This is a genomic window from Micromonospora sp. LOL_014 (genome assembly GCF_048060245.1).
GTDB lineage: Bacteria > Actinomycetota > Actinomycetes > Mycobacteriales > Micromonosporaceae > Micromonospora_E.
Genome location: NZ_JBHMIP010000011.1, coordinates 104,333 through 120,042 on the forward strand (window position 1 = coordinate 104,333; position 15,710 = coordinate 120,042).

General features: G+C 71.3%; 16 protein-coding genes and 2 pseudogenes. 9 read left to right on the plus strand and 9 right to left on the minus strand.

Annotated features, from left to right (window positions below; genetic code table 11):
* Positions 1-45 precede the first annotated feature (45 nt).
* The 4 genes from ACFHW1_RS12250 to ACFHW1_RS12265 all read right to left on the minus strand — a co-directional run bounded on the left by ACFHW1_RS12250 (position 46) and on the right by ACFHW1_RS12265 (position 3,132).
* Complete coding sequence (locus ACFHW1_RS12250; RefSeq protein ID WP_416555303.1) at positions 46-957, minus strand: oxidoreductase; 912 nt, start codon at positions 955-957, stop codon at positions 46-48.
* Positions 958-959: 2 nt separating this feature from the next.
* Positions 960-1,547 (minus strand): TetR/AcrR family transcriptional regulator, encoded by a 588-nt coding sequence (locus tag ACFHW1_RS12255; RefSeq protein WP_416555305.1) that lies wholly within the window; start codon positions 1,545-1,547, stop codon positions 960-962.
* Entirely contained in the window at positions 1,544-2,488 is a 945-nt protein-coding gene (locus tag ACFHW1_RS12260; protein WP_416555307.1) for an oxidoreductase, read from the minus strand. Before ACFHW1_RS12260 ends, ACFHW1_RS12255 begins: the two co-directional genes overlap by 4 nt.
* Before the next feature lie 68 nt (positions 2,489-2,556).
* Positions 2,557-3,132, minus strand: a complete 576-nt coding sequence (locus ACFHW1_RS12265) for a TetR/AcrR family transcriptional regulator (protein WP_416555309.1) — start codon at positions 3,130-3,132, stop codon at positions 2,557-2,559.
* A 104-nt stretch (positions 3,133-3,236) separates the two neighbouring features.
* On the opposite strand from ACFHW1_RS12265, the gene ACFHW1_RS12270 reads away from it, so the two are divergent.
* The 5 genes from ACFHW1_RS12270 (at position 3,237) to ACFHW1_RS12290 (ending at position 7,035) form a co-directional block, all read left to right on the plus strand.
* Positions 3,237-3,635, plus strand: coding sequence for a hypothetical protein (locus ACFHW1_RS12270; protein ID WP_123603506.1), 399 nt, complete (start codon positions 3,237-3,239; stop codon positions 3,633-3,635).
* Positions 3,636-3,715: 80 nt separating this feature from the next.
* Entirely contained in the window at positions 3,716-4,330 is a 615-nt protein-coding gene (locus ACFHW1_RS12275) for a DM13 domain-containing protein (protein WP_416555311.1), read from the plus strand.
* Positions 4,331-4,335: 5 nt separating this feature from the next.
* On the plus strand, positions 4,336-5,067 hold the full coding sequence (locus ACFHW1_RS12280) for a response regulator transcription factor (protein ID WP_416555313.1): 732 nt from the start codon (positions 4,336-4,338) through the stop codon (positions 5,065-5,067).
* On the plus strand, positions 5,060-6,166 hold the full coding sequence (locus ACFHW1_RS12285; protein ID WP_416555315.1) for a sensor histidine kinase: 1,107 nt from the start codon (positions 5,060-5,062) through the stop codon (positions 6,164-6,166). The genes ACFHW1_RS12280 and ACFHW1_RS12285 overlap by 8 nt, the downstream gene beginning before the upstream one ends.
* Before the next feature lie 83 nt (positions 6,167-6,249).
* Positions 6,250-7,035, plus strand: coding sequence for a ThuA domain-containing protein (locus ACFHW1_RS12290; RefSeq protein ID WP_416555317.1), 786 nt, complete (start codon positions 6,250-6,252; stop codon positions 7,033-7,035).
* Positions 7,036-7,139: 104 nt separating this feature from the next.
* On the opposite strand, the pseudogene ACFHW1_RS12295 reads toward ACFHW1_RS12290, so the two are convergent.
* Positions 7,140-7,538 (minus strand): annotated as a pseudogene (locus ACFHW1_RS12295) (ADP-ribosylglycohydrolase family protein); the annotation flags it as partial.
* Between the two features lie 435 nt (positions 7,539-7,973).
* Between ACFHW1_RS12295 and ACFHW1_RS12300 the strand changes: the two are divergent.
* Positions 7,974-8,990: a glycoside hydrolase family 11 protein gene (locus tag ACFHW1_RS12300; RefSeq protein ID WP_416555319.1), complete on the plus strand. Its 1,017-nt coding sequence runs from the start codon at positions 7,974-7,976 to the stop codon at positions 8,988-8,990.
* 150 nt (positions 8,991-9,140) lie between these two features.
* Here ACFHW1_RS12300 and ACFHW1_RS12305 read toward each other — a convergent pair whose 3' ends face one another.
* The 3 genes and pseudogenes from ACFHW1_RS12305 to ACFHW1_RS12315 all read right to left on the minus strand — a co-directional run bounded on the left by ACFHW1_RS12305 (position 9,141) and on the right by ACFHW1_RS12315 (position 11,622).
* Positions 9,141-10,340: an RtcB family protein gene (locus ACFHW1_RS12305; RefSeq protein ID WP_416555321.1), complete on the minus strand. Its 1,200-nt coding sequence runs from the start codon at positions 10,338-10,340 to the stop codon at positions 9,141-9,143.
* 196 nt (positions 10,341-10,536) lie between these two features.
* Entirely contained in the window at positions 10,537-11,223 is a 687-nt protein-coding gene (locus tag ACFHW1_RS12310) for a phosphodiesterase (RefSeq protein WP_416555323.1), read from the minus strand.
* A gap of 30 nt (positions 11,224-11,253) precedes the next feature.
* Positions 11,254-11,622: pseudogene (locus ACFHW1_RS12315) on the minus strand (ArsR/SmtB family transcription factor).
* Positions 11,623-11,913: 291 nt separating this feature from the next.
* On the opposite strand from ACFHW1_RS12315, the gene ACFHW1_RS12320 reads away from it, so the two are divergent.
* Positions 11,914-13,332 (plus strand): GH1 family beta-glucosidase, encoded by a 1,419-nt coding sequence (locus ACFHW1_RS12320; RefSeq protein ID WP_416555327.1) that lies wholly within the window; start codon positions 11,914-11,916, stop codon positions 13,330-13,332.
* A gap of 92 nt (positions 13,333-13,424) precedes the next feature.
* Positions 13,425-14,405: a sulfite exporter TauE/SafE family protein gene (locus ACFHW1_RS12325; RefSeq protein ID WP_416615440.1), complete on the plus strand. Its 981-nt coding sequence runs from the start codon at positions 13,425-13,427 to the stop codon at positions 14,403-14,405.
* A 19-nt stretch (positions 14,406-14,424) separates the two neighbouring features.
* Here ACFHW1_RS12325 and ACFHW1_RS12330 read toward each other — a convergent pair whose 3' ends face one another.
* Positions 14,425-14,601, minus strand: a complete 177-nt coding sequence (locus tag ACFHW1_RS12330; protein ID WP_416555331.1) for a DUF3152 domain-containing protein — start codon at positions 14,599-14,601, stop codon at positions 14,425-14,427.
* A gap of 196 nt (positions 14,602-14,797) precedes the next feature.
* Between ACFHW1_RS12330 and ACFHW1_RS12335 the strand changes: the two genes are divergently transcribed.
* A complete protein-coding gene (locus ACFHW1_RS12335; protein WP_416591140.1) occupies positions 14,798-15,700 on the plus strand; it encodes a nucleoside hydrolase in 903 nt (300 codons plus the stop codon).
* Positions 15,701-15,710 lie beyond the last annotated feature (10 nt).

Below are 15,710 nucleotides of genomic sequence, written 5' to 3' on the forward strand. Positions count from 1 at the left end.
GCGGCAATGTGCCCGACCTGGCGGCCCGGCCGCAAGCAGCTGCGGCTATTCGGCGACCGGGAACTCGACACCGGTCAGCTTCTCGCTCTCCGTCCACAGCCGGCCAGCGGTGGCGGCGTTGTCGGCCGCCGGGCTGCGACGCGCGGCGACCGGCGGGCCGACCATGTCGAACAGTCGGCCCGGCCCCCAGTAGCTGCCACCGTCGACCGCCGGGTCGGTGGCGGCGCGCAGCGTCGGTAACGCTCCGTCGCGCGGCGTCATCGCGATCAACCGGCTGACGGTGGTGACGAAGCCACCGGTGTGCCGGGCCAGGTCGGTGGCGGTCCACCCAGGATGGGCGGCGGTCGCCAGTACGGGCGACCCGGCTCCGGCCAGCCGGCGTTGCAGCTCCAGGGTGAACAACAGGTTGGCGAGTTTGCTCTGCCCGTACGCGGCCCACCGCCGGTAGCGACGCCGCTGCCAGTTCAGGTCGGCGAAGTCGATCCGGCCGGCGCGGTGGGCGTTGCTGGCGACGGTGACCACCCGGGCGTTGGCGCCGGCTTGCAGCAGCAGTGGCAGCAGCCGGCCGGTGAGCGCGAAGTGGCCGAGATGGTTGGTGCCGAACTGCAGCTCGAAACCCTGCCGGGTGCGCCGCAACGGGGTCAGCATCACCCCCGCGTTGTTGATCAGCAGGTCAAGCCGGTCGTGGTCGGCGTGCAACACCTCGGCGAACCCGGCCACCGAGTCGAGGTCGGCCAGGTCGAGCCGGGCGCAGCTTACCGTGCCAGTCGGCCGCTCGGCGCGGATCCGGTCGGCCGCCGTGCCGGCCCGTCCGGCATCCCGGCAGGCGAGCACCACGTGGGCGCCTCTGGCGGCGAGCATCCGGGCGGTCTCGAAGCCGATGCCGGAGTTCGCGCCGGTGACGACGGCGGTCCGGCCGCTCTGGTCCGGCAGGTCGTCGAAGGTCCACGGTGTCATCGTCACTCCCGGGTCAGGGCCTCGCCGCCGGCGAACACGATCGTCACTGCGGTCTGCATTCCGGTTCGGTACTCGTCGACCGACGAGAGCTTGTGTTTCAAGCCGAACGAGGTGGCGTGCAGGTGCTCGGCCAGGTCCCGGGCGGACAGGCCGGCTGCCCGCCACCGGTCGGCGACCCCGCTGTCGGCGAGGACCTGCTCAACCCCGTCGACCAGCCCGCGCTCGATCCGCTCGGCCAGCGAGCAGCGCAGCGTGGCCGCGGTGTTCAGCAGCTCCTCGAAGTTGCCGTGCACCGCGGCCCCGACCGACGGGCCCTGGCACGCTTCGAACGCGGCGAGGATCCGCCCCGGCGGGTCGAGGTCGTCGCGGGCGAAGGCGGCCCCGGTCGCCGCGCACACGCCGGTCACCATCCGGTCCACGGCGGCGACGAACAGCTCGTCCTTGGTCTTGAAGTGCAGGTAGAGCCCTTGCCGGGAGATGTCGGCCGCACGGGCCAGGTCGTCCATCGAGGTCTTCCGGAACCCGTACCGGATGAACACGTCGATCGCGGTGTCGGCGATGGCGTTCCGCCGGGTGGCGCTCGGTGTCACGCTGGGCGCTCCGTGTGCCCGAGCGCCCCGAAGGGGTACGCCACTCCGCTCAGCTGCTCGCTTTCGGTCCACAGCCGGCTGGCCATGACGGTGTCCTTGGACCGGGCGGAGCTGCGGGCCGGTGCGGGTGGCCCGGAGGTGCCGAGCCGGCGGGCCGGCCCCCAGTAGCTGCCGGCGGGCGCCTGCGGGTCCGTGGCGGCGCGCAGGCTGGGCAGCGCCCCAGCCGCTGGTTGCATCCGGATCATCCGATCGATCCGCGACCGGCTCTCGCCGGTGGACCGGCCCTGGTGACGGCCGATCTCGGTCGAGGTCAGGCCGGGGTGGGCGGCTACGGCCCGCACGGTCGACCCGGCCTCGGTCAGCCGGCGCTGCAGTTCCAGGGTGAACAGCAGGTTGGCGAGTTTGCTCTGTCCGTACGCGGCCCACGGCCGGTAGCGGCGTTGCCGCCAGTTGAGGTCGTCGACGTCGACGCTGCCGGTCCAGTGGGCCAGGCTGGAGACGGTCACCACCCGGGCCGCCGGTGCCGCGTCGAGCAGCGGCAGCAGTTCGCCGGTGAGCGCGAAGTGGCCGAGATGGTTGGTGCCGAATTGCAGCTCGAAGCCCTGCCGGGTGCGTCCCAGCGGCGGTGCCATCACGCCGGCGTTGTTGATCAGCAGGTCGAGCCGGTCGTGGTCGGCGCGGTAGGCGTCGGCGAACGCGGTGACCGAGTCGAGGTCGGCCAGATCCAGCTCGGCCCCGGTCACCGCGCCGGCCGGCTGACCGGCCCGAATCCGGTCCAGCGCCGCTTCGCCCTTGCCCTCGTCCCGGTACGTCAGCACCACATGTGCGCCTTTGGCGGCGAGCATCCGGGCGGTCTCGAAGCCGATGCCGGTGTTCGCCCCGGTCACCACCGCGACCCGGCCGGTCTGGTCGGGAATGTCATCGAATGACCATGCAGCCACGCTGACGCCTCGCTTCTTCGTTGCCTACTTGACAGCCGCGACAAACTTTACGTGATGCACTCAACCTGTCAAGTGTGCTGGTCCGGCGTTAGCTCGAAGAGCAGTCGGATCACCGGGCCGGCGAGCACCGCCGGGTCGTCGTCCGTGTCGTGCGGCAGCGCCCCGGACAGCCACAGGGTCGCGAAGCCGTGCACGATCGACCAGGCCGCCAGGCGGGCGTTGTCCCGGTCGCCGGCCGGCACCCGAGCGTCGTCCAGGCTGGCCCGTAGCGCGCGGCCGGCCCGTTGGCGCGCGGTGACCAGCTCCGGCGCGTCGAAGTTCAGCAGGCTCGGTTGGAACATCACCTCGAAGTGCGCCCGGTGGGACGAGGCGAACCGCACGTACGCCTGGCCGGCGGCGAGGATGTCGCCGCCGGCCGCCGCCAACTGGGTCGCCAGCAGGTCGAGGCCCTCGGCGGCGATCGCGGTGAGCAGGCCGGTCTTGTCGCCGAAGTGGTGTGTCGGGGCGGCGTGCGAGACCCCCACCCGTCGGGCCAGGTCGCGCAGGCTCAGTGCCGCCGCCCCGGATTCGGCGATCGCCTCGGTGGCGGCGGTCAGCAGGGCCCGCCGCAGGTCGCCGTGGTGGTACGGCTGTTGCCGCATCATGCCTCCCCTCATCTTGCCGTTGACAAGATGCTACCCGGAGCGGCTATCTTGTCGGTGACAAGATAGCCGGGCGCGTACGGCGCCGACCCCGAGGAGAAGCCCTGATGAGTACGGCGGACCGATGGCTGACCGTGATCGCGCTGGTCAGCGTCCCGACGGTGATGTTCGGCGGCTACTCGTTGATGCGGCTGGCCGCCGCCCGAAAACTGACCGACTTCCAGCTGTCGCTGTTCCGGGCCGGCCACGCCCACGCCGGCGTGCTGCTGGTATTGACCCTGACCGCACTGAGCATCGCCGCCCGCGCCGGACTGTCCGACCCGTACACCTGGGTGGTTGGCGCGCTGCTGGCCGCCGGCACGATCAGTCAGTCCGGCGGCTTCTTCCTGCACGCCGGGATCGGCCGCCCCGGACAGTGGTCGGTCGGCAACACCCTGACCGTGCTCGGCGCGGGGCAGCTCACCGTCGCGCTGCTGCTGCTCGCGTACGCCGTCGCAACCAGCTGACCTGCCACTACGCCGACCGTAAGACTTTCGCAAGAGATCAACTACGGCCGGCCGGGCGCCGCCGCCGTAGGCTGATCCGCGTGTGGAAACGACTCCTTGCCAACCCGTTGAGCTGGCTGCTCGCCGTCGTCGTAGCCGCCGGACTCGCGTTCGGCGGTTACTGGTTCCAGCCGTGGAAACTGTTCACCGACGACGTGGTCGACGAGGCGCTGCCGCAGGTGCAGATCGCGGCGACCGGCACCCCGGCACCGGACCCCGCCGCGCCCGGGACCGACTCACCCGGGTCCACCCCGTCCGGGACCGCCTCGCCCGGCGCCGCACCGGCCAGCCCGTCCCCGGCCGGTAACCAACTGCTGGCCTCCGGCGAGTTCGTCACCCACGAGCACGAGACCACCGGCACCGCCGAGGTCGTCCAGTTGGCCGACGGCCGCCGTCAACTCGTGTTCCGCGACTTCGCCACCTCCAACGGCCCGGACCTGCGGGTCTGGCTCTCCGACCAGCCGGTGCTGGACGGCCGTGACGGCTGGTTCGTCTTCGACGACGGGCAGTGGGCCGAGCTGGACCGGCTCAAGGGCAACCGGGGTGACCAGGTGTACGAGATCCCTGCCGACCTCGATTTGACCAGCCTGACCAGCGTCTCCATCTGGTGCAAACGCTTCTCGGTGTCGTTCGGGGCAGCCGAGTTGGCCGCCTGACAGCCATGGCCGTGCCCACCACCGGCCGACCGTCCCTCCGGGTGCTCGTCGTCGACGACGATCCCACCGTGTCCGATGTGGTCCGCCGGTACCTGGAACGAGCCGGCTACCAGGTCACCCGCGCCGCCGACGGGGTCGCCGCGCTGGCCGCGGTCGACCAGTGCCGGCCCGACCTGGTGGTGCTGGACCTGATGCTGCCCGGGTTGGACGGTCTGGAGGTGTGCCGGCGGCTGCAGCGGCAGGCCAGCGGCGTACCCGTGATCATGCTGACCGCACTCGGGGAGGAGGCCGACCGGGTGATCGGCCTGCAGCTCGGTGCCGACGACTACGTCACCAAGCCGTTCTCGCCCCGGGAGCTGGTGCTGCGGGTGCAGTCGGTGCTCCGCCGCTCCGGGCCGCCCCCCGGCCCGGTCGGCGGTGAACCGCCGGTGGTCCGCGACGGCGAGCTCGCGCTGGACACCGGCCGGCGGTCGGCCCGGCTCGGCGACACCGAACTCGCGCTGACCACCCGTGAGTTCGACCTGCTGCTGCACCTGGTCCGCCACCCGGCGAAGGCGTTCCGCCGGGAGGAACTGCTCGCCCAGGTGTGGGGCTGGAACTTCGGTGACCAGTCCACCGTCACCGTCCACGTGCGACGGCTGCGGGAGAAGGTCGAACGGGATCCGGCCCGACCCCGACGGATCGTCACCGTCTGGGGCGTCGGCTACCGCTACGAACCGGCGGCCGGCAATGCCTGATCTGCCCACCGGCGACGTCCTCGCCGTGCTCGCCATCGGGCTGGGCGCGTCGCTGCTGATCGGCGTGCCGGGCGCGGTCGCGCTGCGGCTGCTACGCCGGCACAGCATCGTCGTGCACCTGACCGTCCTGCTCACCGTCACCGTACTGGCGGTCCTCGCCGGCGTCGTCGGCGCGGCCCAGGCGATGTTCCTGTCCGTCCACGACCGGGACGTGGTGCTGCTGGTGCTCGCCGCGTCCGGAGCGGTCAGCCTGGCTGTCGGCTGGTGGCTGGGCGCCCGGCTGGCCCGGCAGGCGGTCTGGGCCGACCAGCTGCGCCAGCGGGAACGCCAGGCCGAGGCGAACCGGCGGGAACTGGTCGCCTGGGTGTCGCACGACCTGCGGACGCCGTTGGCGGGGCTGCGGGCCATGGCCGAGGCGCTGGAGGACGGCGTCGTCGCCGACCGGGCCACCGTCGCCGACTACCACCGGCGGATCCGGGCCGAGACCGACCGGATGACCCAACTCGTCGACGACCTGTTCGAACTGTCCCGGATCAACGCCGGCGCGTTGCGGCTGTCGCTGCGCCGGGTGCCCCTCGCCGAGGTGGTCTCCGACGCCCTGGCGTCGGCCGAGCCGCTGGCCCGGGCGCGGGGCATCCGGCTGGTCGCCGCCGAACGCGGCTGGCCGTCGGTCACCGCCAGCGAGCCGGAACTGGCCCGGATCATCGGCAACCTGCTTCGCAACGCGATCCGGTTCACCCCGTACGACGGGGTGGTGCAGGTCAGTGCGGGCCGCGACGGCGGCGCCGCCTGGCTGGCGGTGCACGACACCTGCGGCGGCATTCCCGAGGCGGACCTGCCGAGGGTGTTCGACGTGGCGTTCCGGGGCGAAACGGCGCGCAGCCCCGCTCCCGCCGGCCCGCCCCGAGCGGCGTCGCAGGTCGGGGCGGCGTCCCTATCCGGTTGGGCCGTTCCGGGCCGTCCCGAGCCACCACCGGCCGGCGGTGGACTCGGCCTGGCGATCGTGCGCGGCCTGGTCGAGGCGCACGGCGGTCGCGTCGAGGTGACCAACGCCGGCTCAGGCTGCCGGTTCCTCGTCCACCTGCCCGCCGCCGGTTGACCAGCCGCCCGTGGGCCTCGATCATGAGATGTGCCTGATGCACTCGCCGTCCTGCCGTCCGCCGCTGCTCTGCAGCCGGCCCGATGATCGGCGTGCCGGTCCGGCCCGGTTCCGAGCTCACCCGACGGACGGTCGGCACCGGCCTGCTCGGCGGTATCGTGGCGCTGGTGACCACCGGCTGCACCGAGTCGAGCAGCGAGAAGAACCGGTACCGGGTGCTGGTGTACAGCCGCACCACCGGGTACCGGCACGACTCCATTCCGGCCGGGGTCGAGGCCGTCCGCGAACTCGGCGCGGAACACGGCTTCGCCGTCGATGCCACCGAGGAGCCGACCGCCTTCACCCCGGACAACCTGAGTCGGTACGCCACCGTTGTCTTTCTTAACACCACCGGCGAGGTGCTCGACGATGCCGGCCGGGCGGCGTTCGAGGACTACATCAACGGCGGCGGCGGATTCGTCGGTGTGCACGCGGCCGCCGACACCGAGCACAACTGGCCGTTTTACGGTGATCTGGTCGGCGCGTACTTCGCCCAGCATCCGCCGGTGCAGCCGGCCACCGTGGAGGTTGTCGACCGGACCCACCCGGCCACCGCCCACCTGCCGGCCCGCTGGGAGCGCACCGACGAGTGGTACGACTACCGGACCCGACCGACCGACGCCCGGATCCTCGCCGAGCTCGACGGGACCAGCTACACCGGTGGGCAAATGGGGCGCCCGCACCCGCACGCCTGGTGCCGCACGTATGCCGGTGGCCGCACCTTCTACACCGGCGGCGGCCATACCGTTGAGGCGTACGCCGAATTGGCGTTCCGCACCCACCTGCTCGGCGCGATCCGCTGGGCCGCCGACCGGGATGCCACAGGGTGACGGCGGGGCCCCGGGCTCATCCGTACGGTCAGCGCTGACCTCCGAAGGTCGGTAACTATCCAATATGTGATTGAACACGGAGTGTGCCGTGGTGCACGCTGCGGGCTCGCGGCCAGCGCGGTCGGGTGGCCGTGGGTCAGCCCGGCATGCAGCTGCGCGACGCCGGCCGATGTGTCGTCGTCGTAGGCGTCGACCAGACCGACCGGGGCGCCCCGCATGTTCGCCCCGCAGCCCTTCGGCCCGCCGACGGTGGCCTGCTGCCACGGTACGTCGGACAGCCGGCCGCAGGCCCGCAGACAGGTCATGCCGGATGCCCGGTTGTTGTCCGGGCTGGCCACCCAGACCAGGAATCGGGCCCGGAGCAGCGGTTCCAGCCCGTCCGGGGTGGTAGCCGGGGCGTCGTGCAGCGCCCAGCCGACCGCGAGGGTCATCCGGGTGTCGTCGGTGACCAGCGCCGGCTCCCGGCCGTAGACCCGGGCGAGTCCGAGCGCGTGGTCGAGCACGACGTCCGCGTCCGGTGCGTCGGCCGCCGCCTCGGCCGCCGGCAGTCCTCGGCTGCTCCGGCCGTACCCCGAAATACTTCCGGAAGTTCAGGTTGCCGCCTGGGCGGCCCATGCACCCGATTCGCCATGCGGTGTGGAGTGTGCACTGATCGCGCCGATCTTGCGATCTCCCGGGCAGTGCTGCTGGCCAGCTTGAACGGCCACCATGCCGCGAATGCGTGGGCTGGCACTGTGTTTCCGCAATGTTTCCGAAATTTGTTGACAGCCGACCAACTGCCTCCTACCGTCATTCCATCGACATGTCTCTATGGTTGTCGATCCCCGCCACCACGCGGTACGACGCCGATCCTCGACGGCGGTCGCCGTCCACGACTGGCTGTCGGGTCGTACCGCACCGCTGGCTCCCGCCAGCCACCAAGAGGAGGAAGCACCTACATGAAGGACACTCTCGTCAAGCCGAGGAGTCGCGGCCGTATGCGGCTGCTGATCGGCACCGCGTGCGCCGCCGCGCTGGTCGTCAGCGGCATGATGGTCGCCCCCAGCGCGCACGCCGAGGCTGACCGGACCCTCAGCCAGAACGGCACCGGCACCCACAACGGGTACTACTACTCGTTCTGGAAGGACAGCGGCAACGCCAGCATGACGCTGCGCGAGAACGGCCGGTACTCCAGCCGGTGGGACGGCAGCACCAACAACTGGGTCGGCGGCAAGGGCTGGGCCACCGGCACCCGGCGAACGGTCAGCTACTCGGGCAGTTACCAGCCGAACGGAAACAGCTACCTCGCGCTGTACGGATGGACGCGCAACCAGCTTATCGAGTACTACGTGGTGGAGAACTTCGGCACCTACAACCCGAGCAGCGGTGCCACCCGGATGGGCTCCGTCACCACCGACGGCAGCGTCTACGACATCTACCGCAGTCAGCGGGTCAACGCGCCTTCGATCGACGGCACTCGAACCTTTTATCAGTACTGGAGCGTCCGGCAGCAGAAGCGCACCGGTGGCACCATCACCACGGCGAACCACTTCGACGCCTGGGCTCGGGCCGGTATGCAGCTCGGCTCCAACCACAGTTACCAGGTGATGGCGACCGAGGGCTACCGAAGCAGCGGCAGCTCCGACATCAACGTCTGGGAGGGCGGCGGCAACCCCGGACCTTCCCCGACCAGCAGCCCCGGCAACCCGGGCCAGGGCAACTGCACTGCGGTGTTGTCGGCCGGCCAGCAGTTCGGCGACCGGTTCAACCTCAACGTCTCAGTGCAGCATGTCAGCAATTGGACCGTCACCCTCACCCTGAACGGCAGCCAGTGGATCCAGAACAGCTGGAACGCCTCGGTCAGCGGTACGAGCGGTACCGTCACCGCCAGGCCGAACGGCAGCGGTAACACTTTCGGCGTGACGATCATGGCGAACGGAAACTGGACCTGGCCGACGGTCACCTGTCGAACATGAGCCCGACCAACTGAGCAACGGGACCATCCTGCATGAGTGGGTCGACCTGCTGGGGGTCGGCCCACTCGACGATCGTGTACCTATCGACGGACAATGCGGACATCCTCTCGATATGTGCAAGATCGTCGAGGGCGGCGGGCGGGGTGGGGGTCAGCCCTTGACGCAGACCACCTGCCGCAGGTGTGCCACCACCTCGACCAGGTCGGCCTGCTCGGCGAGCACCTGGTCCAGGTTCTTGTACGCCGCCGGGATCTCGTCGACCACACCAGCGTCCTTGCGGCACTCCACCCCGGCGGTCTGCTCGGCCAGGTCGTCGACCGTGTAGGTCTTCTTCGCCTTCGACCGCGACATCCGTCGACCCGCGCCGTGCGACGCCGAGCAGTACGCCGCCTCGCTGCCCCGACCCCGCACGATGTAGGAGCCGGTCCCCATCGACCCGGGGATGATGCCCAGCTCGCCCCGCCCGGCCCGGATCGCCCCCTTGCGGGTCACCAGCAGCGGCACCCCGTCGTAGACCTCCTCGGCCACGTAGTTGTGGTGGCAGGAGATCGGCTCGTCGAAGCGGACCGCCGGCACCGCCGTGCGCAGCACCCGGCAGAGCAGCGCCAGCATGACCGCCCGGTTGCGGGCCGCGTACTCCTGCGCCCAGGCCAGGTCCCGCCGGTACGCCGCCATCTCCGCCGTGTCGGCGAGGAAGACCGCCAGGTCGCGGTCGGGCAGGCCGGCGTTGTGCGGCAGCTTCCGGGCCGCCGCGATGTGTCGCTCGGCCAGCTCCTTGCCGATGTTGCGGGAGCCGGAGTGCAGCATTAGCCAGACCCGGCCGGCGTCCGGACCGCCCTGCTCGACGCAGACCTCGATGAAGTGGTTGCCACCGCCGAGTGTGCCGAGCTGACGCTGCGCCCGGGACTCCAGCGCGGCGACCCCGGGATGCAGGTCGGCAAAGCCGGACCAGAACCGGTCCCAGCCGGCGGTGGGCAGGCCGTGCACCCGGCGCGGGTCGACCGGGGTGTCGCGGGCCTGGAAGCCGACCGGGACCGCGGCCTCGATCGCGGTACGCAGCGCGCCCAGGTCGTCCGGCAGCTGCGCGTCGGTCAGGCTGGTCCGCACCGCGGACATGCCGCAGCCGATGTCGACGCCGACGGCGGCTGGGGCCAGCGCCTGGCGCATCGCGATCACCGAGCCGACGGTGGCGCCCTTGCCGTAGTGCACGTCGGGCATCACCGCGACGCCGTGCACCCACGGCAGCGTGCCGATGTTGCGCAGCTGCTGGCTGGCCTGCGGCTCGATGGTTGCCGGATCGGTCCAGACCTTGACCGGGGCCCGGGTGCCGGGCAGCAGCGTATGACTCATGGAAACTCCTGGGTTCGGTACGGGGAGCGTGACGGTGACCCGGTGCCGGCTGCGGTACCGGGGAAGACCAGCGTGGATCGTCAGAAGGATCGGCGAGGGTCAGCGGGACTGCTGGTGGGCGCGGCTCAGCCGCGTCGGGTGGTGGCGAATCTCGCCAGCGCTCGCATCGGTGGCTCCTCGGTCGTCACGGTGCCGTTCACGCTAAAGGCCGCTGACCGGTGGCGGCAATCGGATTGTCGTCGGTGCGGGCGCCCCGGGCGCGCCGGGAGGCGGCATAGGTGACCGTACGGAGCCGTTGGATCAGCCCGCCGGTACGCAGCCGCAGCGGAGGGTGACCGGTCGGATCGAAGGCGAGCGCGGCGTCGACAGCGGACGGCAGTGGCTCGCCGACGTCGATCCGACCGAACGTCCGCCAGTGGCCGGTGCCGGTGGCCGCCGCCAGCCGCAGCACGATCGGGCGACGGGCGGCGGCATCGGCTAGCTGCTCGACCGCGCCGCCGAGGCGGCCCGGGGTGGCCGGAGACACGGCCAGGTAGATCCGGTGCCGACCGTGCCGCAATGACAGGATGCTGCCGTACGTGGTGGCGAAATCGCGCCGGAGTAGTGGCAGGTGACGCAGTACCGGTGCTCGGCCGGCACTGGACACCAGCAGGTCGACCGGGCGGTCCGGGGCGTGGACGCGGACCGCAAGGCCGAGAATGTCCGGCCAGCCGGGCGGGGTCGGGGTGCCCCGGGAGAAGCGGATGACGGCCGGCCAGCGCCCCGCCGGCAGGAACCATTCGGCGAGTGGTCCCCAGAGCTGGACCGCGCCGGTGAACGAGCAGCCGCGCGGGTGCAGCAGCCGACCGCCTCGCACGTGCGCCAGCCAGGCTCCGAAGGTCACGGCGCAAGGCGTACCCAAGTTCGGGGTGATTTACCGCCGATGGTCGGCGTCGGTGCCGTTCTGCTGTGGTTCTCGGCGCTGATCCCGGCGCCCCCGGACCAGCTCGGTGGCGAGGGCGTCGAGCCGCTGGGCCCAGAAGTGCCGGTAGCGGCCGATCCATTCGTCGATCTCCCGCAGCGGTGCGACATCCACGGCATACAGCCGTCGGGTGCCGACGGCGCGTACGGTGGTGAATCCGTTGTCCCGCAGCACCCGCAGATGCTGCGACACCGCCGGCTGGGAGATGCCGAACTCGGCCTAGACGACCGCGCCGAGGTCACCGGCGGAGCGCTCGCCGTCGGCGAGCAGCTCCAGGATCCGGCGGCGGACCGGGTCGCCGAGGACGTCGAACGCGTGCACCGGTCGAACCTATCCGTGATGACTTATATAAGCAAAGGTGTCGGGTCAGCCCAGGCTACCGGTGGCCACTAGCTGCGGCGCTCACCGGCCGGCCGGGTCCATCGCCGGGTCCGGCCGCATCGAATCGGCGACCAGCAGGCATGCTGGAGCCTGTTGATCGTGCGGCGTAGCCGACGTGGGCGTCCGGTACGGGCCCTGCCCCGGAGGCCACCGAGGCGGGCGTCCGGGTCACCGCCGACCCGGGCACCAGCCAGATCGAGATCGTGCTCAGCGCGTAAGGAGAATCCCGACATGCCCGTATCATCACCGTCCGGCCCGGTCTTCCCCGGCAACTTCCTCTGGGGTACGGCGACCGCGTCGTACCAGGTCGAGGGGGCCGCTGCGGTAGACGGCCGGACGCCCTCCATCTGGGACACCTTCGCGCACACCCCCGGTCTGGTCACCAACGGCGACACCGGTGACGTGGCCTGCGACCACTACCACCGACTGGAGGAGGACCTCGACATCCTCGCCGAGCTCGGCGTCGGCGCCTACCGGTTCTCGATCTCCTGGTCCCGGGTGCTGCCGGGCGGCGGCAGCCAGCTCAACCAGCGGGGCGTGGACTTCTACTCGGCGCTGGTCGACGGGCTGCGGGCCCGGGGGATCGCACCGGTCGCCACCCTCTACCACTGGGACCTGCCGCAGGAGCTGGAGGACGCCGGCGGCTGGCCGCACCGGGACACCGCCGAGCGCTTCGCCGACTACGCCGGCCGGATGGGGGAGGTGTTCGGCGACCGGGTGCACACCTGGATCACCCTCAACGAGCCGTGGTGCTCGGCGTACCTGGGCTACGGCTCCGGGGTGCACGCCCCGGCGCGTACCGAGCCGGCCGCCGCGCTCGCCGCCGTGCACCACCTCAACCTCGGGCACGGTCTGGCGGTACGCGCGCTGCGGGCGAGCATCGACCCGGCGGCCCGGGTGAGCGTGACGTTGAACCTGCACCACGTGCGGGGTGAGTCGCCCGGCGACGCCGAGGCGGTCCGCCGGATCGACGCGCTGGCCAACCGGGCTTTCCTCGGGCCGATGCTGGGCGGGGCGTACCCACGGGACCTGATCGACGACACCGCCGCGGTGACCGACTGGTCGTTCGTGCGCGACGGCGACGAGGCGGCCGCGCACGCCCCGCTGGACCTGCTCGGGGTGAACTACTACAACCCGGTGCTGGTCCGCCAGTGGGACGGGGTGTCGCCGCGGTCGACCGCCGACGGGCACGCCGACGGGGCGGCCTCGCCGTGGATCGGCGTCACCGATGTCGAGTTCGTCACCCAGCCCGGCCCGTACACCCAGATGGGCTGGAACATCGACGAGACCGGGCTGACCGAGCTGCTGCTGCGGCTGCACCGCGACTACCCGGGGCTGCCGATGATGATCACCGAGAACGGGGCGGCGTTCGACGACGTGCTCGACGACGACGGCCGGGTCCGTGACCCGCGCCGGGTCGACTACCTGCACCGGCACCTGACCGCGGTGGCCGAGGCGATCGACGGCGGCGCCGACGTGCGCGGGTACTTCGTGTGGTCGCTGATGGACAACTTCGAGTGGGCGCACGGGTACGGCAAGACGTTCGGCATCGTGCACGTCGACCGGCAGACGATGCGGCGCACCTGGAAGGAGAGCGCGCACTGGTACCGGCGGGTGGTGGCCGCGAACGCGCTGCCGGCCGGCCGCTGACCGCGAACTGCCCGGATCCGGTTCACCTATCGACCTGGTAAATCCGATCGACATGCTAGACATTGCCGGTCCGGTCCGGCACCCTCGACAGGGTGGACTGGGTATTGGTGCTTGCCGGTTGCGGCATCGGAATCATCGTCGGGCTGACCGGCATGGGCGGCGGGGCGCTGATGACCCCGATGCTGGTGATCTTCTTCGGCGTACCGCCGCTCGCCGCCGTCTCCAGCGACCTGGTGGTCAGCGCGGTGATGAAACCGGTCGGCGGGCTGGTGCACATCCGGCGGCGGACCGTGCACTGGTCGCTGGTCGGCTGGCTCTGCCTGGGCAGCGTGCCGAGCGCGTTCGCCGGCGTCCTGCTGCTGCGCTCACTCGGCGACGGCGAGCGACTGCAGCAGGGCATCAAGGTGGCGCTCGGGGTGGCGCTGGTGCTGGCCGCCGCCGGCCTGGTCTTCCGCACCTACACCCGGATGGCCGAGCACGCCGCCCGCCGCCGGACCGGCACCGCCGGCCTGCCCGGCAGCGACACCGCGCCGGCCGAGCCGCCGCTGCGGGCCCGGCCGCTGCCGACCGTGCTGATCGGTGCCGTCGGCGGTCTGATCGTCGGGATGACCAGCGTCGGCTCCGGTTCGCTGATCATCATCGCGTTGCTGATGCTCTACCCGCTGCTGCGGCCCGCCTTCCTGGTCGGCACCGACCTGGTGCAGGCGGTGCCGCTGGTGATCGCGGCCGCCGTCGGGCACCTGCTGTTCGGCGACTTCCGCCTCGACCTGACCACCTCGCTGCTGCTCGGGGCGGTACCCGGAGCGTGGCTCGGCGCACAGCTGTCGTCGCGGGCACCCGGCGGCCTGGTCCGTCGGGCGTTGACCCTGGTCCTGCTGGCCAGTGCGATGAAATTGCTCGGCGTGCCGGACATTCCGCTGCTGATTGCCCTCGCCGCCGTCGTTGTCGCCGGGTCACTCGGCTGGATGGCTGCCCGCCGCCGGCACGGCCTGCCCGCGCTGGCCCGTACCGAGCTGCGTGAGCCGCACCGGCCAACCGACCGGGCCGAGCCGCTGCGGGTCGGCGACCGGTGATGGCCGGGACACGTGACGGTCAGGACGGCTGCCATGGGCTGCTGACGAACCGGCCCTCCTCGTCGAACGGGTACGGGTTGGGCCGGCAACCGTCCAGATCAGTGGTCTGCAGGCCCATCACCGGAGCCAACTGCCCCGGGCCGGCACAGCCCATGTGATCGAAGCCCAGGAAGTGGCCGATCTCGTGGTTGATCACGCTGGTCTGGTACGGCCGTGATCAGCCCGACCTGACCGCACACTCCGTCGGTGCCGTCGTCAGCGCCGCCCCCAGCCCCAAGCCTCGTAGCGGCTGACTTCGCCTCGAACGCACCTGATCTCCTCTGCCCCGTTCCGTCCACAACGGCTGCCCCGACCGGGTTACGGTCTGGGCCGCCGGCTGACACTATGTCCAGATGGACTCTCGGCGACATCCACTCACCGTGCCGCGGTCCAAGCGGATCCGGCTGGTGGTCGACAGCGACGCGCGCAATGAGGCCGACGACCAGTACGCGATCGTGCACGCACTGCTCACCCCCCGGTTCGACGTGCGCGGGCTGGTCGGCGCGCACTTCGGCGTCCGAAACGGCCTGGACACCGCTGCCGCCAGCGTCGCCGAGATCCACCACCTGCTGGAGCTGATGCGACTGCCGGCTCCGCCGCCGGTGGCCGCTGGGGTCAGCCGTCCGCTGCGGGACGCGGTCGGCGGAGCACCCGGGGTCGACCTGATCGTCGCCGAAGCCATGCGCGACGATCCACTGCCGCTGTTCGTGGCCTTTCTCGGGCCGCTGACCGATCTCGCCGCCGCGCTGCGGGTCGAGCCGAGGATCGCCGGGCGGTTGACCGCCGTCTGGATCGGCGGTGGCCCGTACCCGGACGGTGGTGCCGAGTTCAACCTGGGCAACGACGTCGACGCCGCCAACGAGGTGTTCGACTCCGAGGTGGAGCTGTGGCAGATCCCCAACGCGGCGTACGGCATGATGCGGGTCGGTCTCAGCGAACTCGCGGTCCGGGTGGCGCCGCGTGGGCCGGTCGGTGCGTACCTGTTCCGGCAACTCGTCGAACTCAACGACGCGATGGGTGACAATGCGAACTGGCCGGCGGGGGAGTCGTGGGTCCTCGGCGACTCCCCCGCCGTCGGGGTGCTGCTGGACGAGCACTGGATGGATCACCGTCAGGTTCCGGCGCCGATCGTCCTGCCCGATCTGAGTTATCAGCAACGGCAGGATCACTCGCGGACAATCCGGGTCTATCACCGCATAGACTCCCGGTTCGTGCTGGAGGACCTGTACGCGAAGCTGACCCTCGCGTACGGCTGAAGACCTTGAC